Annotated in this window: 21 protein-coding genes and 1 tRNA gene; 15 read left to right on the plus strand and 7 right to left on the minus strand. The window is 61.9% G+C overall.

Annotated features, from left to right (window positions below; all coding sequences use genetic code 11):
* Positions 1-48: 48 nt before the first annotated feature.
* The gene (locus VSX60_RS07370) at positions 49-1050 is read right to left on the minus strand and encodes an RluA family pseudouridine synthase (protein WP_327623505.1); all 1002 of its coding nucleotides are present in this window, start codon (positions 1048-1050) and stop codon (positions 49-51) included.
* Between the two features lie 56 nt (positions 1051-1106).
* On the opposite strand from VSX60_RS07370, the gene VSX60_RS07375 reads away from it, so the two are divergent.
* The 5 genes from VSX60_RS07375 (at position 1107) to VSX60_RS07395 (ending at position 4708) form a co-directional block, all read left to right on the plus strand.
* Positions 1107-1457: a fimbrial protein gene (locus VSX60_RS07375; RefSeq protein ID WP_327623506.1), complete on the plus strand. Its 351-nt coding sequence runs from the start codon at positions 1107-1109 to the stop codon at positions 1455-1457.
* Between the two features lie 75 nt (positions 1458-1532).
* Positions 1533-1607: transfer RNA gene (locus tag VSX60_RS07380), tRNA-Glu, on the plus strand.
* A 329-nt stretch (positions 1608-1936) separates the two neighbouring features.
* On the plus strand, positions 1937-3046 hold the full coding sequence (locus tag VSX60_RS07385; RefSeq protein ID WP_327623507.1) for an S-(hydroxymethyl)glutathione dehydrogenase/class III alcohol dehydrogenase: 1110 nt from the start codon (positions 1937-1939) through the stop codon (positions 3044-3046).
* Positions 3047-3049: 3 nt separating this feature from the next.
* Positions 3050-3886 (plus strand): S-formylglutathione hydrolase, encoded by an 837-nt coding sequence (gene fghA / locus VSX60_RS07390; RefSeq protein WP_327623508.1) that lies wholly within the window; start codon positions 3050-3052, stop codon positions 3884-3886.
* Positions 3887-3895: 9 nt separating this feature from the next.
* Positions 3896-4708 (plus strand): TrmH family RNA methyltransferase, encoded by an 813-nt coding sequence (locus VSX60_RS07395; protein ID WP_327623509.1) that lies wholly within the window; start codon positions 3896-3898, stop codon positions 4706-4708.
* Positions 4709-4739: 31 nt separating this feature from the next.
* Here VSX60_RS07395 and VSX60_RS07400 read toward each other — a convergent pair whose 3' ends face one another.
* Both VSX60_RS07400 and VSX60_RS07405 read right to left on the minus strand, forming a co-directional pair.
* Complete coding sequence (locus VSX60_RS07400) at positions 4740-5891, minus strand: hypothetical protein (protein WP_327623510.1); 1152 nt, start codon at positions 5889-5891, stop codon at positions 4740-4742.
* Positions 5892-6123: 232 nt separating this feature from the next.
* The gene (locus tag VSX60_RS07405; RefSeq protein ID WP_327623511.1) at positions 6124-6711 is read right to left on the minus strand and encodes a DUF1134 domain-containing protein; all 588 of its coding nucleotides are present in this window, start codon (positions 6709-6711) and stop codon (positions 6124-6126) included.
* A 264-nt stretch (positions 6712-6975) separates the two neighbouring features.
* Here VSX60_RS07405 and chpT point away from each other — a divergent pair, with 264 nt between their 5' ends.
* Both chpT and VSX60_RS07415 read left to right on the plus strand, forming a co-directional pair.
* Positions 6976-7602: a histidine phosphotransferase ChpT gene (chpT, locus tag VSX60_RS07410; RefSeq protein ID WP_327623512.1), complete on the plus strand. Its 627-nt coding sequence runs from the start codon at positions 6976-6978 to the stop codon at positions 7600-7602.
* A gap of 129 nt (positions 7603-7731) precedes the next feature.
* Positions 7732-8112 carry a response regulator gene (locus tag VSX60_RS07415; RefSeq protein WP_327623513.1) on the plus strand — a complete coding sequence of 127 codons (381 nt, stop codon included), beginning with the start codon at positions 7732-7734 and terminating at the stop codon, positions 8110-8112.
* Between the two features lie 95 nt (positions 8113-8207).
* Here VSX60_RS07415 and ctrA read toward each other — a convergent pair whose 3' ends face one another.
* Entirely contained in the window at positions 8208-8900 is a 693-nt protein-coding gene (gene ctrA, locus VSX60_RS07420; protein ID WP_327623514.1) for a response regulator transcription factor CtrA, read from the minus strand.
* A 368-nt stretch (positions 8901-9268) separates the two neighbouring features.
* On the opposite strand from ctrA, the gene VSX60_RS07425 reads away from it, so the two are divergent.
* Together VSX60_RS07425 and VSX60_RS07430 are read left to right on the plus strand one after the other, a co-directional pair.
* On the plus strand, positions 9269-9637 hold the full coding sequence (locus VSX60_RS07425; RefSeq protein WP_327623515.1) for a flagellar export protein FliJ: 369 nt from the start codon (positions 9269-9271) through the stop codon (positions 9635-9637).
* Positions 9638-10093: 456 nt separating this feature from the next.
* Positions 10094-11005, plus strand: a complete 912-nt coding sequence (locus VSX60_RS07430) for an MBL fold metallo-hydrolase (RefSeq protein ID WP_327623516.1) — start codon at positions 10094-10096, stop codon at positions 11003-11005.
* A 1-nt stretch (position 11006) separates the two neighbouring features.
* Here VSX60_RS07430 and VSX60_RS07435 read toward each other — a convergent pair whose 3' ends face one another.
* The 3 genes from VSX60_RS07435 to VSX60_RS07445 all read right to left on the minus strand — a co-directional run bounded on the left by VSX60_RS07435 (position 11007) and on the right by VSX60_RS07445 (position 12963).
* Positions 11007-12104 (minus strand): YeeE/YedE family protein, encoded by a 1098-nt coding sequence (locus VSX60_RS07435; protein ID WP_327623517.1) that lies wholly within the window; start codon positions 12102-12104, stop codon positions 11007-11009.
* Positions 12105-12212: 108 nt separating this feature from the next.
* A complete protein-coding gene (locus VSX60_RS07440) occupies positions 12213-12530 on the minus strand; it encodes an ArsR/SmtB family transcription factor (RefSeq protein ID WP_327623568.1) in 318 nt (105 codons plus the stop codon).
* 73 nt (positions 12531-12603) lie between these two features.
* Positions 12604-12963, minus strand: coding sequence for a transcriptional regulator (locus VSX60_RS07445; protein WP_327623518.1), 360 nt, complete (start codon positions 12961-12963; stop codon positions 12604-12606).
* A gap of 148 nt (positions 12964-13111) precedes the next feature.
* On the opposite strand from VSX60_RS07445, the gene VSX60_RS07450 reads away from it, so the two are divergent.
* The 6 genes from VSX60_RS07450 to soxA all read left to right on the plus strand — a co-directional run bounded on the left by VSX60_RS07450 (position 13112) and on the right by soxA (position 16897).
* Positions 13112-13846: a cytochrome c biogenesis CcdA family protein gene (locus VSX60_RS07450; RefSeq protein ID WP_327623519.1), complete on the plus strand. Its 735-nt coding sequence runs from the start codon at positions 13112-13114 to the stop codon at positions 13844-13846.
* 30 nt (positions 13847-13876) lie between these two features.
* Positions 13877-14464, plus strand: coding sequence for a thioredoxin family protein (locus tag VSX60_RS07455; RefSeq protein WP_327623520.1), 588 nt, complete (start codon positions 13877-13879; stop codon positions 14462-14464).
* 148 nt (positions 14465-14612) lie between these two features.
* A complete protein-coding gene (soxX, locus tag VSX60_RS07460; RefSeq protein ID WP_327623521.1) occupies positions 14613-15074 on the plus strand; it encodes a sulfur oxidation c-type cytochrome SoxX in 462 nt (153 codons plus the stop codon).
* Between the two features lie 15 nt (positions 15075-15089).
* The gene (soxY, locus tag VSX60_RS07465) at positions 15090-15545 is read left to right on the plus strand and encodes a thiosulfate oxidation carrier protein SoxY (RefSeq protein WP_327623522.1); all 456 of its coding nucleotides are present in this window, start codon (positions 15090-15092) and stop codon (positions 15543-15545) included.
* 95 nt (positions 15546-15640) lie between these two features.
* A complete protein-coding gene (gene soxZ / locus VSX60_RS07470; RefSeq protein ID WP_327623523.1) occupies positions 15641-15964 on the plus strand; it encodes a thiosulfate oxidation carrier complex protein SoxZ in 324 nt (107 codons plus the stop codon).
* 90 nt (positions 15965-16054) lie between these two features.
* Positions 16055-16897 carry a sulfur oxidation c-type cytochrome SoxA gene (gene soxA, locus VSX60_RS07475; protein WP_327623569.1) on the plus strand — a complete coding sequence of 281 codons (843 nt, stop codon included), beginning with the start codon at positions 16055-16057 and terminating at the stop codon, positions 16895-16897.
* Positions 16898-16936 lie beyond the last annotated feature (39 nt).

Raw genomic sequence — 16936 nt, forward strand, 5'->3', positions numbered from 1 at the left:
TTGAACAATGCGTTCAGGGGAAGCGCGAGCGAATCTTGACCCCACTTCTCACTGCTGTGCAATGCCGAAAGCAGCGCAGAGTTCCACCATGTCCTCCGGCAATGGCGACTGGAAGGACAGCGGCGCGCCCGAGACCGGATGGACGAATCCCAAACGATGGGCATGCAACGCTTGGCGGCGAAAGCCTTGGACGACACGTTTGGCATCGGGGTCGAGGCGCTCTGATTTGGTGCGAAATCCGGCGCCATAGACATCGTCGCCAACCAGCGGTTGGCCGATATGGGCCATATGAACCCGGATCTGATGCGTGCGTCCGGTTTCCAACACGCATTCGACCAGCGACGCCAGGCCGTCGTCGAGCGGCGAGGCTGCGCGCAAGGCGTAGCGGGTGATCGCATGGCGGGCGTCGCTGCGCCCCTTCGGCACCACGGCCCGTTTGACGCGGTCGCTGGCCGAGCGACCGAGGGCCGCGTCGACGGTGCCGCGGGGTCTGGCCGGCGTGCCCCAGACGATTGCGAGATAGGCGCGCGATAGGCGGCCGTCGCGGCCATGCGCGGCGAACTGCTCCGAAAGACCCCGATGGGCCGTATCGGACTTGGCAACGACCAGCAGGCCGCTGGTCTCCTTGTCGAGGCGGTGGACGATTCCGGGGCGGCGCACGCCACCGATGCCGGATAGGCTGTCGCCGCAATGGTGGAGCAGTGCGTTGACGAGGGTTCCGGTCCAATTGCCGGGACCCGGATGGACGACGAGACCCGCCGGCTTGTCGATGACGATGAGGTCCGCATCCTCATGCACGACGCAAAGCGGAATGGCCTCCGCCTTGGGGGCGGCGTCGGTGGGGGGCGGCATGTCGACATCGACGGCCTCGCCCGCGCTGAGCTTGCGCTTGGCGACGAGGACATTCTCGCCGTTGATCGAAACGCGCCCCTCGGAAATCAAGGTCTTGGCCCGGCTACGCGAGAGTGTCCCGTCGCTGGCCGCGGCCAGAAAGCTGTCGAGCCGCTCGCCAGCTCCGGCGGTATCGACCATGAAACGTCTTGTATCCATAGCCTTATCGCCTGTAGGAGCGGGCACCGATTAGAACGGAGCCCGCCGGACCTGCCATGACCCATAGCGACGACAGCGAGATCGAAAAGCCGCTCGACCCGGCGACCGAACGGGTTCGGCGCAAATTGGTGCGGCTTTTGGCGGTTTCGATCGGGATCATGTTGATCGCGGTTATGGCCGTGCTGTCCGCCGTTGTCTATAAGGTCTCCAGCGGTTCGGGCGGCGCGCGCCCTCAACCGGGCGCGGAACTGGCCATCGCGATCCCGCCGGGGGCCGACATCCTCGAGACGTCGCTCGACGGCGACCGGGCACTGCTGCGGATTCGAACGGCAACGGGGATGCGACTGCTGCTCGTGTCGCTTTCCGACGGCAGCATTCTTGCCACCTACGCCCTTTCCGACGGCTGACGGTTGGCATCGACGAAAGCGGCAAAAGCCTCTTGCGTCGGCAACTGGCTGCCGTTATATCGTGCCCTGCAATAAGCGCCCATCGTCTAGCGGTTAGGACGGCGCCCTCTCACGGCGCAAACAGGGGTTCGATTCCCCTTGGGCGTACCATTTGCCTCCCCGTCAATTTGAAATTCTTTGATTGCGTGCCTCACCGGCGTGCGTTCGGCTCGGCGATGAGCAACGGGCGCTCACAAAAGTCCGACTGCCCTAGGACGATGTCGCTAGCGAGGCGATGTCGCAGACCGCCGCGGCGCGTCGCGCCCTGTGCGGCGATCACCCGCTTTCCTCCCTGTGGCTTCGGGCAGATAAGGGCAAGACAGCGTGCCCACGGCTCGCGATGGCGACCGGCGGAACCGAGATTTTTGGCTCCGCCGGATTTGCATCGCGGCGCGAAACGTCTAGCAGGGACGCGGCACCGACAGTTTGGAGATCCGCATATGAAGACCAGAGCCGCCGTTGCGTTCGAAGCCAAAAAGCCGCTGGAGATCGTCGAACTGGATCTCGAAGGCCCGAAGACCGGCGAAGTCCTCGTCGAGATCATGGCGACCGGCATCTGCCACACCGATGCCTACACGCTGGATGGGCTGGACAGCGAGGGCCTGTTTCCGTCGGTTCTCGGCCACGAGGGCGCTGGCGTGGTGCGCGAAATCGGCGCCGGCGTGACCTATGTGAAGCCCGGCGATCACGTTATTCCGCTCTACACGCCGGAATGCCGCCAGTGTAAGTCCTGCCTGTCGGGCAAGACCAACCTTTGCACCGCGATCCGCGCGACCCAGGGCAAAGGCGTCATGCCCGACGGCACGACGCGCTTCAGCTACAAGGGCCAGCCGATCCACCACTATATGGGTTGCTCGACCTTCTCCAACTTCACCGTTCTGCCGGAAATCGCCGTCGCCAAGATCCGCGTGGACGCGCCGTTCAAGACAGCCTGCTATTGCGGCTGCGGCGTGACGACGGGCGTTGGCGCGGTGGTGAACACGGCCAAGGTGGAGCCGGGCGCCAACGTCGTCGTCTTCGGCCTCGGCGGCATCGGGCTCAACGTCATCCAGGGCGCCCGCCTCGTCGGTGCCGACAAGATCATCGGTGTCGACCTCAACAACGACAAGAAGGAATGGGGCGAACGCTTCGGCATGACCCATTTCGTCAATCCCAAGGAGATCGAGGGCGACGTCGTCCAGCATCTCGTCGAGCTCACCGACGGTGGCGCCGACTACACCTTCGACTGCACGGGCAATACGATGGTCATGCGCCAGGCGCTGGAAGCGTGTCATCGCGGCTGGGGCGTCTCGGTGGTGATCGGCGTCGCGGAAGCCGGCAAGGAAATCTCGACCCGGCCTTTCCAGCTGGTCACCGGCCGGGTCTGGAAGGGTTCGGCCTTCGGCGGCGCGCGGGGTCGCACCGACACGCCGAAGATCGTCGACTGGTACATGAATGGCAAGATCGAGATCGACCCGATGATTACCCACACGCTGACCCTCGAAGAGATCAACAAGGGCTTCGACCTGATGCACGAGGGCAAATCGATCCGCTCGGTCGTGGTGTTCTGAGCCATGGAAACGATTTCGACCAACAAGGTCCATGGCGGTGTCCAAGGCGTCTATCGTCATGCGTCCAAGGCGACCGGCACCGACATGACTTTCGCGGTCTTCGTGCCGGAGCACGCGGCCGGAGCGAAGCTGCCGGTGGTCTGGTATCTGTCCGGCCTCACCTGCACCCATGCCAATGTGATGGAAAAGGGTGAGTACCGCCGCGCCTGCGCGGAACTCGGCCTGATCTTCGTCGCGCCGGACACGAGCCCGCGCGGCGAGGGCGTGCCGGACGATCCGGACGCGGCCTACGACGCCGGCCTCGGAGCCGGCTTCTACGTCGATGCGACGCACGAGCCCTTCGCCAAGAACTATCGCATGTGGAGCTATGTGACGGAGGAACTGCCGGGTCTGATCGCCGCCGAATTTCCCGCCGATCCGGCGCGGCAGTCGATCATGGGCCACTCTATGGGCGGCCACGGCGCGCTGACTATCGGCCTCACTCATCCGGGTCGCTACAAGGCCGTCTCGGCTTTCGCGCCGATCGGGGCGCCGAGCCAAGTCGCGTGGGGGCACAAGGCGCTGGCGATGTATCTCGGCGACGATCGCGCGGTCTGGCGCAAGCACGATGCCGTCGCGCTGATCGAGGATGGCGCGCGGGTCGACGAACTGTTCGTCGATCAGGGCATGGCCGACAATTTCCTCACCGAGCAGCTCAGGCCGGAGCTGCTGGAAGCAGCCTGCGCCAAGGCCGGAATCGGGCTGACGCTGCGGCGGCAGCCCGGCTACGATCACAGCTACAATTTCATCTCGACCTTCATGGAAGACCATCTGCGCTGGCACGCCGCCAGGATGGGGTGAGGCAGTTCGGTGCCGGAAACGATCGCGATCGGTGATCCGGCGGATCCGCGCATCGAGGTGTTTCGCGACATTCGCGATCGGGATCTGACCGGCCGGGGCGGGTTCATCGCAGAGGGCACAGTCGTTCTCGATCAGCTTCTGGAGTCGCGGCAATTCCGGCCGACCGCGCTGCTTGTCCTGCGCAACCGCCTGGCCGGTCTGAGCGAGCTTTTGTCACGCCTGCCGCCGGGGGTACCGGTTTACGTCGCGGAGCGAGAGGTTCTTGACCAGATCGCCGGCTTCGCGATGCATCGCGGTGTCCTCGCCCATGGCAAGGAAGAAGGTGTCAGGCGAACGCCGACCGAGTTGGTCGCCTCCGCGGCGGCGCATAGCCGTCCGCTCGTGGTGGCGGTCGGTATCGCCAATCACGACAATATAGGTGCGATCTTTCGCAACTCCGCAGCCTTCGGCGCGGGCGCGGTCCTGCTCGATGCGACGTCCTGCGACCCGCTCTACCGCAAGGCGCTCAGGGTTTCGGTCGGGACCGTGTTGACGATGCCGTGGTCGCGGGTGGGCGCCGGCACGGACCTCACGAGTCTATGTCGTAACGCGGAGTATCGGACGATTGCGCTTTCGCCGGCCGGCGGGATCGCGCTTCGCGAGCTCGGTTCCGATGGTCCGATGGCGCTTTTCCTCGGAGCCGAGGGAAGGGGCCTATCGCCGGAGCTGATGCAGAGGATGGAAACGGTCCGCATCGAAATGGAGCCCGACGTCGATAGCCTCAACGTGGCCACCGCTGCCGCGATCGTGCTGTCCAACCTCTATACGAATCGAGGACGATAGAACGCCGAGCGGAGGCCGGCGCATTTGCCATCTATCCGGTCGCCCGGCCGCCGGCGGTTTCCTTGTCGCGGAGACGGCGGACCCGGTCGGCGAGGGTGACCTGTTTTGTTTCGGGGTCGCTGGAAGAAGATGGCGCTTTCTCGGCCTCTTCGAGAATCGTGTCGATCGGGGAACCGGTTCCCTCGGCCTTGGCGGTCAAATGAACGACCCGCGCCGCGATGTCACTGATACGCTGGCGCAGATCCGCCTCTTCGAGATGCTCCTCGCCGAGCGGATGCTCGGGTAGATCGAGCGCATCTCGGACGCTTTGGCCGATTGTCGGCTTGGACGGGGGGAGCGCTGCCTTGCGGGTTTCGGGTTCGTCGGTCACTGAGGGCTCTCGGCCGTCCATCGGCACGTCCGGGACGTCCTGCTCGATCATGTTCTCGTCAGGAAGCAGACCGGTTGGGCGCGGCCCGTGGGCAGAGACCTGTTCCTCTTGATCGGCCAGACGGGCCGTGAGCCGAACCACTTTCTCTTCCAGTTTGCGTGAGGCGACCTTTTCCCTTTGAAGATGACCCTCGAGCGTATTCAACTCGCCGCGTAGCCGCTCGATGGCACTCGCCTTCTCGCCTTCTCGCCGTTCGGCCGAACGCAAATCGTCGGATACGCGCTCCAGCTTGCTGTCGAGGGTAAGGGTGTCGATCTTCCTCTCTTCCGCGATCTGGGTGAGTTCGCGAAAGCGCGCTGCGAGATCGTCCATTTCGTCCGTGCTGCGTTCGAGATCCAATTGCGTCTCACGCAATTGACTTTCGAGGCGACCATACTCTTCCTCACGCGATGCCAGCGCTGCCGCAAGCTCCTTGAGGTCGCTCTCCTGCTGGGCCACGGTCTCGGCCAGACCGCGACTGTGCGCACGCAACTCCGCATTCTCGCGGGCCACACGTCCTGCGTCCGCTCGCTCCAGCGCGGCCTTGTCGCGCATCGCCAGCGCATCCATCTCCCGTTGCCGGGACTGTAGCGCGGCCTCGGCTCGAACATGATCGAAGCTGGCGCGAATTTCGTTCACGCTGGACGGGATCGTTGCCTCGAACTCGCGCCGGGCGAGCCGCTTGGCGCGACGCCAGATCACCGGCGCAACGAGAAGCGCGAGCAGCATCGCGGCGAAAAAGCCGAGGAGAAATGTCAGGCCGGTGGCGATCATGGGATCCTTCGCGTGGTACTGCCGAAAGAACCTATAACGCAGAAGTCGCCATTGGTGCCGCCTCCGGGGATTTTTTCGACGGAGTTTGCCGCGCCGGTATGCTCTTCAGGCAACGCCTTTAGAGCGCCGTGTGCCTTTCCGGACGCACAAAGGGCGCTCTAACACTTTGATTGAACATCGGAATGATCCAAGAACCGGATTCCACTTTTTGGTCCGATGTTCTGCGCATCGGTCAGAATGGGTTCCAGGTCGGCATCGGCGTTAGCTTCAGATAACCGAGATTGACTCCAAGCCGCGCGCCGACACCGGTCTTGACCGGCACCAGCACGATATTGTCGCGTGTCAGTACCGTCATGCCGAGTCCGCCGATCAGATAGGCGCTGCCGGACACTCCGCCGAAACGGCCGTACACCGCCTCGACCGCGGGCAGGTCGTAGACGAGCATCATCGTGCGCGCCCCGTCACCGCCGACGTCGAAGCCGAGCGAGGGGCCTTGCCAGAAAATGCGGTGCTGGCCGGCGTTCTTGGTGAAAAGCGTGCCCTCACCAAACCGCAGCCCGCCGAAGAAGGCGCCCGCCGCTTCCTCGCCGAGGATATAGCCGTTTGGCAGCCCGTAACTCTGGAACGCCCGCTCGACGACCTGGGCCAGGCTTCCCGACGTCGTGCCGAAGAATTGATGCCCGGTCTGGATGACCTCGTCCATGTTGTAGCCGGCCGGACTGGCTTGGGCCATGGCCGGGGCGGCCGCCACGAGGCCCGAGGCCAGCATCGCGGCTGTGGCGAAAATGAGATTGCGGACCGTCCGGATAATACCGTTCATGACCGGCTCCTTTCGAGAAAGCGGGTGTGCCGGCGACGTGCGCCAGGCCCGCATGGCGCCCATCGCGGGCGACTTCCCCGGCATTTGAACAAAACATGCTTTTCAATTGCCTAACGCCGAAGCGTCACGAACACATTTCTCTTCGCCGATTGGCCCACCGCCATCGGTTGACGGGAGTCTCGGTTGGAATCATGCTTCGTATCGAAATGGGACGGGTGATTCGCCGTGATCGCGTCCCCCTGTCTCGATCGAAACGGACCTTTTATGACGACCCTTCCAGAACTCTCCGCGGCTGATCTCGCCGCACTTCTGTCCAGCAAGCTTTGTCACGATATCATCTCGCCGGTCTTCGGGATCCAGAGCGGATTGGAATTGCTGGACGATATGCCCGGCGACCGGGAGTCGATGGAGCTGGTTCGGCACTCGCTCAAATCGGCGGTGGCCAAGCTGCAGTTCGCGCGCATCGCCTTCGGGTCTGCGGGTTCACCGACGGCGACCATCGATCTCAACGAGGCCAAGACGGCGGCGTTGGGGTATATGGACCATGAAAAGGCCAATCTCGTCTGGGAAGGCGAGGGCGGCTACGCAGTGAAGAACTTCGCCAAGATCGTCCTCAATCTCGTGGTTATGGCCAGCGCCTCGATCAGTCGCGGCGGCGAGGTTCGAGTGGAGATCGAAGCGATCGATCCGCCCCGAGCCAGTGTCCGCGCGACCGGAGAGCGGATTCGGATCCAGCCGCGCCTGCTCGCGCTGCTCAATGGCGATGCCGCCCAAGAGGCCGTGGATGCCCAGGCGATACAGCCCTACTACACGCTCTTTCTGGCCAAGGAGGCGGGGCTGGCGGTCGTCCATGAAATGAACGATGCCTCGGTGGTGTTTCGGGTATCCTAAAGCTGAACGATCAGCTTCATGCATTTTTATCCTTGTTTCTGAACGGAACCGCAAACCCGCTGGGCTACAACTACGCCACGGTCGACCCCGACACATCGTTCAGGGCGAACCAAGCGGAGTTGTCAGGCTATGCAAACCTGTCTCATTGTCGACGACGCGCCGGTCATTCGGAAGATTGCTTCCCGCATCCTTCTACAGTTCGGTCTCGCCGTCGAAAGCGTCCCCAACGCCCCGGAAGCGCGGGAATGGATCAAGCAGAATGGGCTGCCGGACATCGCCATCATCGCGGCGTGTCCCAGTGACAGCGCCGGCCCCGAACTGGTTGACGAGATGCGCCGAATGGCGAAGGGCACGAGCCTCGTCATCCTTGCCTCGATCGTCGATGCCAATCTGGGGTTGATGACCCGTCTCAAGCGTGCCGGGGCGACGGACTTTATCTACAAGCCGTTTGAACGCGAAGCGCTTCGGTCCTGGATAGAGCCCTATCTCGAGTCGTCAGCGGCGGCGTGATGCCGGCTTGCGCTCTAAAGCTGAAGTTCTAACGATAATGGCCCGCCGCGGGAGTTCGGGGCGGGCCTTCTGGCTTTGACTGGAATTCGTTGCGCTCAGGCCGCGCGTGCCTCTTCCGGCTCCCGCAGCACATAGCCGCGACCCCAGACCGTCTCGATGTAGTTCTTGCCTTCGGTGGCCGTGGAGAGCTTCTTGCGCAGCTTGCAGATGAAGACGTCGATGATCTTCAGCTCTGGCTCGTCCATGCCGCCATAGAGATGATTGAGGAACATCTCCTTGGTCAGGGTGGTGCCCTTGCGCAGCGAAAGAAGCTCCAGCATGGCATATTCCTTGCCGGTCAGATGCACGCGCTGGCCGCCGACCTCCACGGTCTTGGCATCGAGATTGACGGTGAGATCGCCGGTGTTGATCACCGACTGGGCATGTCCCTTCGACCGCCGGACGATCGCGTGGATCCGTGCGACCAGTTCGTCCTTGTGGAACGGCTTGGTCATATAGTCGTCAGCGCCGAAGCCGAGGCCGCGAACCTTATCCTCAATGCCGGCCATGCCGGACAGGATCAGGATCGGCGTCTTCACCTTGGACAGGCGCAGGGTGCGCAGCACTTCGTAACCGGACATGTCGGGAAGATTGAGGTCGAGCAGGATCAGGTCGTAATCGTAGAGCTTCCCAAGGTCGACGCCTTCTTCACCCAGATCGGTGGTGTAAACATTGAAGCTTTCCGATTTCAGCATGAGCTCGATGCTCTGTGCCACGGCGCTGTCGTCTTCGATCAAAAGAACGCGCATCAGAAATTCCTCTCAGCCAGCCGCGCCGAACTTGGATATTCGGTAAGCTCTCGTTGTCTAAATTCGGCCAAAAAATGGCAGGCAATGGTTAACAAATACTCTTGATCCTTCATGGATCTGACCGCAACGCATCTGCGGGACGGCTCAAGGCACGATGCTTCCGTGGAACCCAAATTGTGCGTTCCCCGATCGGGGTTCGGCGAAATGGGTCAATCCGGTTTACCCGACCTTAAATCCTCACCCCTATGATTAACGGTGCGCGTAAACAGACAGTTAAGACGCATAGCCCCCGAGGCTTGCCCGAAACCCGTCAAGCGCGTTGTTCAAGAGTGTTCCGCCAGACGGAGCCTCCAGCTAGGGATTTGAGTATGAAGCGTGACAACCTGGTGCGACTGGCGCGTTTCAAACTCTCGGAAAAGCGTCGCCAACTCGAGCAGTTGGAGCTGATGATGGGTGAGTTCACCCGGATGGCGGCTGAACTCGACAATCAGATCGTCAACGAGGAAAAAAAGGCTGGAATCAGTGACGTCCAGCACTTCGCCTATCCCACCTTCGCCAAGGCGGCCCGAGCCCGTCGCGACAATTTGACCAATTCGGTCAAGGATCTGAAGGTCCAGACGAACGCCGCCCGGCTGGCGCTGGAGGAGGCCGAGGCCGAACTGTTGCACGCCGAAAAGCTGGAACAGCGCGATGGGGGCCGCGAGGAGCTCGACGAACGGCGCGAGGCCTTCGGCTAGATCGTGAGGGTACAGGATCGATTCGATCCAATTTCAAGAAATTGATTGATCGTCGTCAATCCGCTCCGGATTCGGACGGCTCATCGGTTCCCGCTTTGGCGGTTTTCCGTCCCGTCATCGTATCGGAGAGGGCGTAGGTCGCATGAACGACCCGGCCGGAAAAGTTCGGCCCGCAAGCCTGCTTTTTTTCATCAGCTGTTTCTCATCCCCCGCGACCTGGCAGTCGAGACGCTCATCTGGAACGCAAGCCTGCTCAGACAGAACGGGTTACCTCCGGCCCAGGCAGGATTTGAAACGTAGCAAGACCGGTTGACGCTCTTGGGAGCCGTGTGGCGCTCGTTCCACCTAACCGGATGGGGCCGACGGCCGCCGCTGCTTTGAAATCAATTCATTCTTATGAATATATGACGGTACCGGCCATCGTTCTGGCCATCCTAAACCGTGGGAACAGAGCCAATGATCAGCCGTCGCGCATTCAATCGAGCCCTGCTCGCGGGGCTCGCCGTGCGGCTGGCACCTGCCATTGTGGGAAACGCATTGGCGTCGACCGACGCCGGAACGCTGACGACCGTCAGCGACGGCAATCTGGTCCTGCCACTTAACTTCGTTTTGCCCGATATCCCCCAGGCCGACCTCGCGGCTCTGGAGGAAGCAACCTTCATTCAGTCCGGTGAATTGTTGCCGCCCTGCAACCTGACCCTCGTCCGTCTGCCGGACCGTCTGGTCCTTTTCGACGCCGGGTCGGGCCCAAATTTCATGCCCTCGGCGGGCCGCCTGATCGAGAGCCTGGAGGCCGCGAAGATCGATCCCGGCGAGATCACCGATGTCGTGTTCACCCACGCCCATCCCGATCACATCTGGGGCGTCGTTGATGATTTCGACGAAGTGGTCTTCCCGCAAGCGTCGTTCCACATCTCTGGAGCGGAATGGGACTTCTGGCGTTCGGAGGAAACGCTGTCGACCGCGCCGGACGACCGCAAGGTTTTCGTCGTCGGGGCTCGCAGCCGCTTTGACGCGATCGAGGAGCGAACCGAGCGCTTCCAGGCCGGTGCGGAGATCATCCCCGGAATCGAGGCGATGGCGACGCCCGGGCATACGCCGGGCCACACGGCCTTCGTGATTCACGCCCTCGATGAGCCGGCGATGGTCGTCGGTGATGCCATCTCCAACGACCCGGTCTCCTTCGCTCGCCCGGAGTGGCATTGGGGCGCGGATCAAGACCGGGAGGAGGGGGCGTTGACGCGCCGCATGCTGCTCGACCGGCTGGCGGCGGAGAAACTCAGGTTCGTCGGCTTTCACCTGCCCGACGGCGGGATCGGGCGTGTGGAGGTCGAGGGTGCAGCCTACCGCTTCGTTCCTGCAGGCTGATTCACTTCCCCGGACCCCGTTCGATGCGAAAGAAGGCGTAACGAACCGAACCTTCCAGGATATAGGCCAAGCCCAGCCGCGCTCCGATCGCGATCGAGATCAGCACGATCGGCGCCGAAATCGACAGAAGCGAGGCGGCCGAAATGCCCTGTCCGATCGTACAGCCGAGCGAGAACACGCCGCCCACTCCCATCAGTGCAGCCCCCGCCAAGTGACGCGACAGTTCGCGTGCGTCGTCGCAGGCTTCCCAGCGGACGTCGCGGCGTTGCACGGCGGCGGCCGCGGCGCCGACGACGACGCCGAGAACGAGGCCGACACCGTAATCGGGCAGGCTACCTGTGACGGCGATGATCTGTAGGATGAGGTCCCCCGGCGGCACCACGAAGGACGCGCTTTCGATCTGAACGGGATCAAAGGACCGGGCCGCGATCCATGAGGTCGCCGCCCAGCCGAATGCGACGACCGCGCCGATCCCCACGCCGGCGATGATCTTGCCGTGATCATGGCGAAACGCCGACGACCTGAAAATCCATGACCCCAGTAGCGTGACTACCAGGACAGCGACCGTGAACGACAGGTCACGGCCGACGATCGCGCTGACGAACGAGCCGAGCGACTGGTCGGGCGATCCCAGCGCGGACAGATCGTAAGCTTGGGAGTCGACGAGGGCGACGCGGCCGATGGCGACAACGCCCCGCTGCGCCGCGAGGGCCGAGAGCCCCAGAATGACGACCACGATGAGGCCGCGCAGCGACCCTCCGCCAAGCCTTACCAGGGCGCCGAAGCCGCACGTGCCGACCAGCGCCATGCCGAAGCCAAAGGCGACGCCGCCCAAGATCGCGCCGGTCCAGCCGAAGGAGGGGGAAAGATAAAAGCTTTGCTGAGGTTCGAAGAGACCGGCAAGGCTGAGAGCCTGACTCAGCACGATGGCGACCATGATCGCCAACCCCCAGGCTCTTAAACCGTTGTCGTCGCCGGCATACCAGCGCCGTTCCAGCGCCGACATCGTGCAGAAATGATAGCGTCGCGCGACGTAGCCCATCGCCGTTCCGGCAATCAGGCCGGCCAGCGGCAGCGCGAGGCCGCTTTCCATGAGCATGTTGGTGCCTCCCAATGCGCATCTCGGTGCGCTTCCGCCTCGAAGGCTAGGCGTGGCATCGACCAGACGCAAGCGTCTGATCCGCAAACCTTATCCCCGAGCCGTCGGCTACAGCGACTTCCTGCGGACCGGGGCGCAGAACAGGTCGTACAGCGTTCCGATCAGCGACGTCACTTCCTCATTGGCGAGGCTGTAGTAAATCGTGCGGCCTTCGCGGCGGGTCACCACCAGCCGGTCGAGACGAAGCCTGGCCAGCTGCTGAGAGACAGCCGCCTGCGGCATCGACAAGATCGCTTCAATGTCACCGACAGAGCGTTCGCCTTCCGAGAGCAGGCACAGGATCATCAGCCGCGTTTCGTGCGACATCGCTTTCAGCAGGTCGCTCGCCTTTTTCGCCTGCTCGAAAAACGCGTCGGACTCCTCCACCGAAGTCGTTTGGTCGAATTTGGGTACGGCCCAAAGAGTCACGCTGCTCAATTTGGTTGCCCGTCCTGGCTCATCAATCGGCTGCAGCCGTATCGGCTGCGGGCAGTTTCGACAGCATATCGTCTAACAGCCCCCAGAAGAACTCGTTTCCCGGATACCCTATCATGCGCTCGATCTCTACCCCCTTATCGAGCAGGATGAAAGTTGGCGTGAGCCGTTCCGGCCGAATTCCCTCCAGATCCGCGGGCCAGTCCTCGGTAATATCGACGCGGCGCAACGGGGCACGCCGACCCTCGTCGGTCTTGGCATAGGCGGGAGCGATCTCTTCATTGAAGCGCTTGCACCAGACGCATCCGGGCTGTTCGAGCATCAGCAACTCGGCGGCTGACAACGCGGAGCGATGGGCGAGAAGGGATGCCACGGCAACCGCCATGACAACAACCAGCCGTAGAAGCTGCGAGAAGGGGCGGACATTTACAACGGATGAAAACATATGCATTCTTCTATGAATTAGATTCCATTATGGCGCAGACGATCGCTTTCGGAAGCCCAAACATAAGATCGTCCTCGGAAACCTCCAAATGCTCGATGTCGGATTCGGTGCGGCCCTTCTGGCGGGACTTCTATCCTTTATCTCACCATGCGTGCTGCCGATCGTTCCCCCATATCTGGCGTATCTGGCGGGGCTCAGCTTCGATCAGGTGCGTGAGCGCGGCTCCGAACCTGCCGTGGCTCGGCAGATCATGCTGGCCTCGACCGCCTTCGTCGCGGGCTTTACGACCGTCTTCGTCGTTCTCGGTGCGACCGCAAGCATCATCGGCCAGGCTGTTGCGCAGTGGTTCGATGTCTTGTCGATCATCGCCGGGGTGATCATCATCGTGATGGGGCTGCATTTCCTCGGCGTGTTGCGCCTGGGATTGTTGTATCGTGAAGCGCGGGTGCAAGTAGCCAGGAAACCGGCCGGGCCGGTCGGTGCCTATGTCATGGGGCTCGCCTTCGCATTCGGCTGGACGCCTTGCGTCGGACCGGTTCTGGCGGCAATCCTGTTTGTCGCTGGTTCGCAGGATACGGCTCTGCGGGGCGCGGGGCTGCTGGCGACATACTCGCTTGGGATCGGGGTGCCGTTTCTGATCGCGGCGGCTTTCGCCACGCGCTTTCTGGATTTCGTCGGGCGTTTCCGTCGCCACATGGCCACTGTCGAGAAAGTGATGGGCGGCCTGTTGGTGTTCACGGGGATACTGTTCGCGACCGGGCAAATGTCGACGATATCCTATTGGCTTTTGGAAACTTTTCCGGGATTCGCGACGATCGGTTGATCGACGGGTTCGCAAACAGAGGAGAACTGCATGCTCAGGCAATTGCTTATCGCCAGCGCCTTCATCGGCGTTCTCGCCGGCAGCGCCTACGCTGTGGAAATCGGCGACGACGGTCTGCACAAGCAGGACTGGTTCTCCCTCACCTTCAAGGATGTGGCGGAAGACATCCAGGCTGCCAAGGACGAGGACAAACGCCTCGTTCTGGTCTTCGAGCAGCGCGGCTGCATCTACTGCAAGAAGATGCACGAGGAGCTGCTGACCAACCCTGAGGTGCGGGATTACATCCAGGCCAATTTCAAGGTCGTCCAGTACAATCTGTTCGGTGACGAGGAAGTGACCGACATCGACGGCGAAACGCTGACGGAAAAGAGCGCGGGCCGGCGTTGGGCCGTCGTGTTCACGCCAACTATTCTCTTTATGCCGGAAGAAGTGCCAGAAGAGGGAACGGCAGGCGAGGCCGCGGTGGCAACGATGCCGGGCCTGTTCGGTAAGCAAACCTTTCTTCACATGTTCGAGTGGGTCAGGACCAAGGGCTACGACGGCGATGAGCACTTTCAGAAGTATCATGCCCGCAGGCTCGAAGAGAAAGGCCTCATCGATGCTCAGCCGGCCAATTAATTGCTGCAGCGCAGCAAGTCCGATTGAGCGACCGCAAAATATTCAAAAAAAACAATTCTTGCATTTTTCGCACTGGATCGCCTAAGCTGAGTTCCAGAATCGCAGCAGATCGGCCGCAAAAGGCCGGCAATCGGAGGAAGTCTTGTTCATGACGCGTTCTCTCGCGCTAAGCCTCGCCTTGATCGTAACGGCCACTCCGCTGGCCACCGCCGCCGAAACGGCGCCCACTGAGGTGGCCTTTACAGATATGGCGGTGCCGGAATCTTTGACCGATCAACCTGGCGACCCGGAAAAGGGACGCGAGATTTTCGCGGATCGCAAGTCGGGCAATTGCCTCGCCTGCCACGCGAACAAGGATCTTTCGGGCCAGCTTTTCCATGGAACCGTCGGGCCGGTGATGGACGGCGTGGCGACGCGCTGGGAGCCGGGGCAGCTACGGGCGATCGTCGCCAATGCAAAACAAGTGTTTGGTGAGCAGACCGTCATGCCGGGCTTCTATACGCTCGATGTGGGGGTGGACGTCGCCGAAGAGCATCAGGGCAAGACGATCCTGTCGGCGCAAGAGGTCGAGGACGTCGTAGCCTATCTGGGTACGCTGAACGGCGAATAGTGAAAGGTTGATAAAATGAATGTCACGAGACGACACATGTTCGCGCTGTCCGCCGGCGCTGCGGCGGCCGGCCTGGTTGCGTTTGCACCCGGGCGGGCGTTCGCAACTCCCGAGGAGACGGAAAAGGCTCTGTCGACCCTGACGGGTGGTACCGAGCCGCAGACCGGCAAGATTTCGCTGACCGCCCCCGAGATTGCCGAGAACGGCAACACGGTGCCGATCTCGGTCGAGGTCGAGAGCCCGATGACAGAGGGCGAGTACGTGGAATCCGTCACGATCTTCGCCGATGGAAATCCCAATCCGGAGGTGGCGACCTTCCTGTTCACGCCGATGAGTGGCTCGGCCGTGGCGACGACGCGCATTCGGCTCGCCAAGACACAAAACGTCATTGCGGTGGCGAAGCTGAGCGATGGCTCGACCTACTCCGATCGCAAGGAAGTCAAGGTGACGATCGGTGGTTGCGGCGGCTGATCGCCGGATAAGACAAAATTCACCGAATCAGAAATCGATCGATGCGCGGCCGGGCCAAGACCTAGGGAGCCGCGGGCATCGGAGGAGACGAAAAGATGGCATCCAAGCCCAGAGTGAAGGTCCCGAAAAGCGCCGAGGCCGGCGAGGTCGTGACGATCAAGACGCTGATCAGTCACGATATGGAATCCGGTCAGCGCAAGGACAAAGAAGGCAACGTGATCCCGCGCCAGATCATCAACAAGTTTACCGCCGAGTTCAATGGAGCGAAGGTCTTCGAGACCAACCTTGAGCCCGCGGTTTCGGCGAACCCCTATTTCGAGTTCACCTCCAAGGTGCCGGAGAGCGGGACGTTCAAGTTCACCTGGGTCGACGACAATGGCGAGACCTACACGGACGAGCAGAAGATCGAGGTCAAATAAGGATCGGGCCGGCTTTCCGAAGCCGGTCGGCCATCCATCGATCACTGCAATCGGGAGGAAAATCGCGTGAAAAAAACTGCCATCGCCCTGATGGGTATTGTCTCTTTCGGTAGTCTCTCAATGGTCTTTGGCGCTGCCGCCGAGCCGGTCGACGAGAAATTAAGTATCGACGGCAAGGAAATGACGATCGTTGCCCCGGCGCCTTCCGAGCCCGAAGGCCATCCCTTCAAGGAAGTGAAGTCCGGCTGGCTCTACCGCGAGGCGGAGACCCGCCAGGTTGAATCGGACAGTTTCGAAAATCCCGGCATGCTCAATGTCGAGCGGGGCGAGGAGATATGGAACACCGTCGAGGGAGCGGCAGGGAAGTCCTGCGCTTCTTGTCATGACGACGCGGCGGAGTCGATGAAAGGCGTTGGCGCGAATTACCCGAAGTGGAACGAGAAAGAGCAGAAGCCGTTCAATGTCGAACTGCAGATCAATGCCTGCCGGACCGAGCGGATGGAGGCAGAGCCCTATAAGTTCGACGTTCAGGACCAGAAGGACCTGACTGCCTTCATCAAGCATCAGTCGCTCGGCGAGCCCACGAAGGTCGATCTCGCCGAGGGTGAGATGATGGACTGGTGGCAGAAGGGCAAGGACCGCTACTATCTGCGTACCGGTCAGTTGAACCTCTCCTGCGCATCCTGCCACGAAGACAATTCCGGCCAGTACATTCGGGCCGATCATCTCAGCCAGGGGCAGACCAACGGCTTTCCGACCTATCGCCTGAAACAGTCGAATCTGGTTTCGATCCAAAACCGGTTCCGTGGCTGTATCCGCGATACGCGTGCCGAATATCCGGCGGCCTTTTCCGACGAGTTGATGGCTCTGGAAGTCTACACCGCCTGGCGCGGTAGCGGCTTGTCGGTCGAAACGCCTGCGGTGCGGCAGTAAAACAAGTCAGCGAGGGCGTCCGTAGGCGTCCTCGCGTCT

The sequence above is a fragment of the Aurantimonas sp. A3-2-R12 genome (assembly GCF_036016755.1).
GTDB classification, from domain to species: domain Bacteria; phylum Pseudomonadota; class Alphaproteobacteria; order Rhizobiales; family Rhizobiaceae; genus Aurantimonas; species Aurantimonas coralicida_A.

Bases quoted from the DNA above. Each gene is read 5' to 3' on its own strand.
- VSX60_RS07370 (WP_327623505.1), bottom strand. From the start codon at position 1,050: ATGGATACAAGACGTTTCATGGTCGATACCGCCGGAGCTGGCGAGCGG.
- VSX60_RS07375 (WP_327623506.1), top strand. From the start codon at position 1,107: ATGACCCATAGCGACGACAGCGAGATCGAAAAGCCGCTCGACCCGGCG.
- VSX60_RS07385 (WP_327623507.1), top strand. From the start codon at position 1,937: ATGAAGACCAGAGCCGCCGTTGCGTTCGAAGCCAAAAAGCCGCTGGAG.
- fghA (WP_327623508.1), top strand. From the start codon at position 3,050: ATGGAAACGATTTCGACCAACAAGGTCCATGGCGGTGTCCAAGGCGTC.
- VSX60_RS07400 (WP_327623510.1), bottom strand. From the start codon at position 5,891: ATGATCGCCACCGGCCTGACATTTCTCCTCGGCTTTTTCGCCGCGATG.
- VSX60_RS07405 (WP_327623511.1), bottom strand. From the start codon at position 6,711: ATGAACGGTATTATCCGGACGGTCCGCAATCTCATTTTCGCCACAGCC.
- chpT (WP_327623512.1), top strand. From the start codon at position 6,976: ATGACGACCCTTCCAGAACTCTCCGCGGCTGATCTCGCCGCACTTCTG.
- VSX60_RS07415 (WP_327623513.1), top strand. From the start codon at position 7,732: ATGCAAACCTGTCTCATTGTCGACGACGCGCCGGTCATTCGGAAGATT.
- ctrA (WP_327623514.1), bottom strand. From the start codon at position 8,900: ATGCGCGTTCTTTTGATCGAAGACGACAGCGCCGTGGCACAGAGCATC.
- VSX60_RS07425 (WP_327623515.1), top strand. From the start codon at position 9,269: ATGAAGCGTGACAACCTGGTGCGACTGGCGCGTTTCAAACTCTCGGAA.
- VSX60_RS07430 (WP_327623516.1), top strand. From the start codon at position 10,094: ATGATCAGCCGTCGCGCATTCAATCGAGCCCTGCTCGCGGGGCTCGCC.
- VSX60_RS07435 (WP_327623517.1), bottom strand. From the start codon at position 12,104: ATGCTCATGGAAAGCGGCCTCGCGCTGCCGCTGGCCGGCCTGATTGCC.
- VSX60_RS07445 (WP_327623518.1), bottom strand. From the start codon at position 12,963: ATGGCGGTTGCCGTGGCATCCCTTCTCGCCCATCGCTCCGCGTTGTCA.
- VSX60_RS07450 (WP_327623519.1), top strand. From the start codon at position 13,112: ATGCTCGATGTCGGATTCGGTGCGGCCCTTCTGGCGGGACTTCTATCC.
- VSX60_RS07455 (WP_327623520.1), top strand. From the start codon at position 13,877: ATGCTCAGGCAATTGCTTATCGCCAGCGCCTTCATCGGCGTTCTCGCC.
- soxX (WP_327623521.1), top strand. From the start codon at position 14,613: ATGACGCGTTCTCTCGCGCTAAGCCTCGCCTTGATCGTAACGGCCACT.
- soxY (WP_327623522.1), top strand. From the start codon at position 15,090: ATGAATGTCACGAGACGACACATGTTCGCGCTGTCCGCCGGCGCTGCG.
- soxZ (WP_327623523.1), top strand. From the start codon at position 15,641: ATGGCATCCAAGCCCAGAGTGAAGGTCCCGAAAAGCGCCGAGGCCGGC.
- soxA (WP_327623569.1), top strand. From the start codon at position 16,055: ATGGGTATTGTCTCTTTCGGTAGTCTCTCAATGGTCTTTGGCGCTGCC.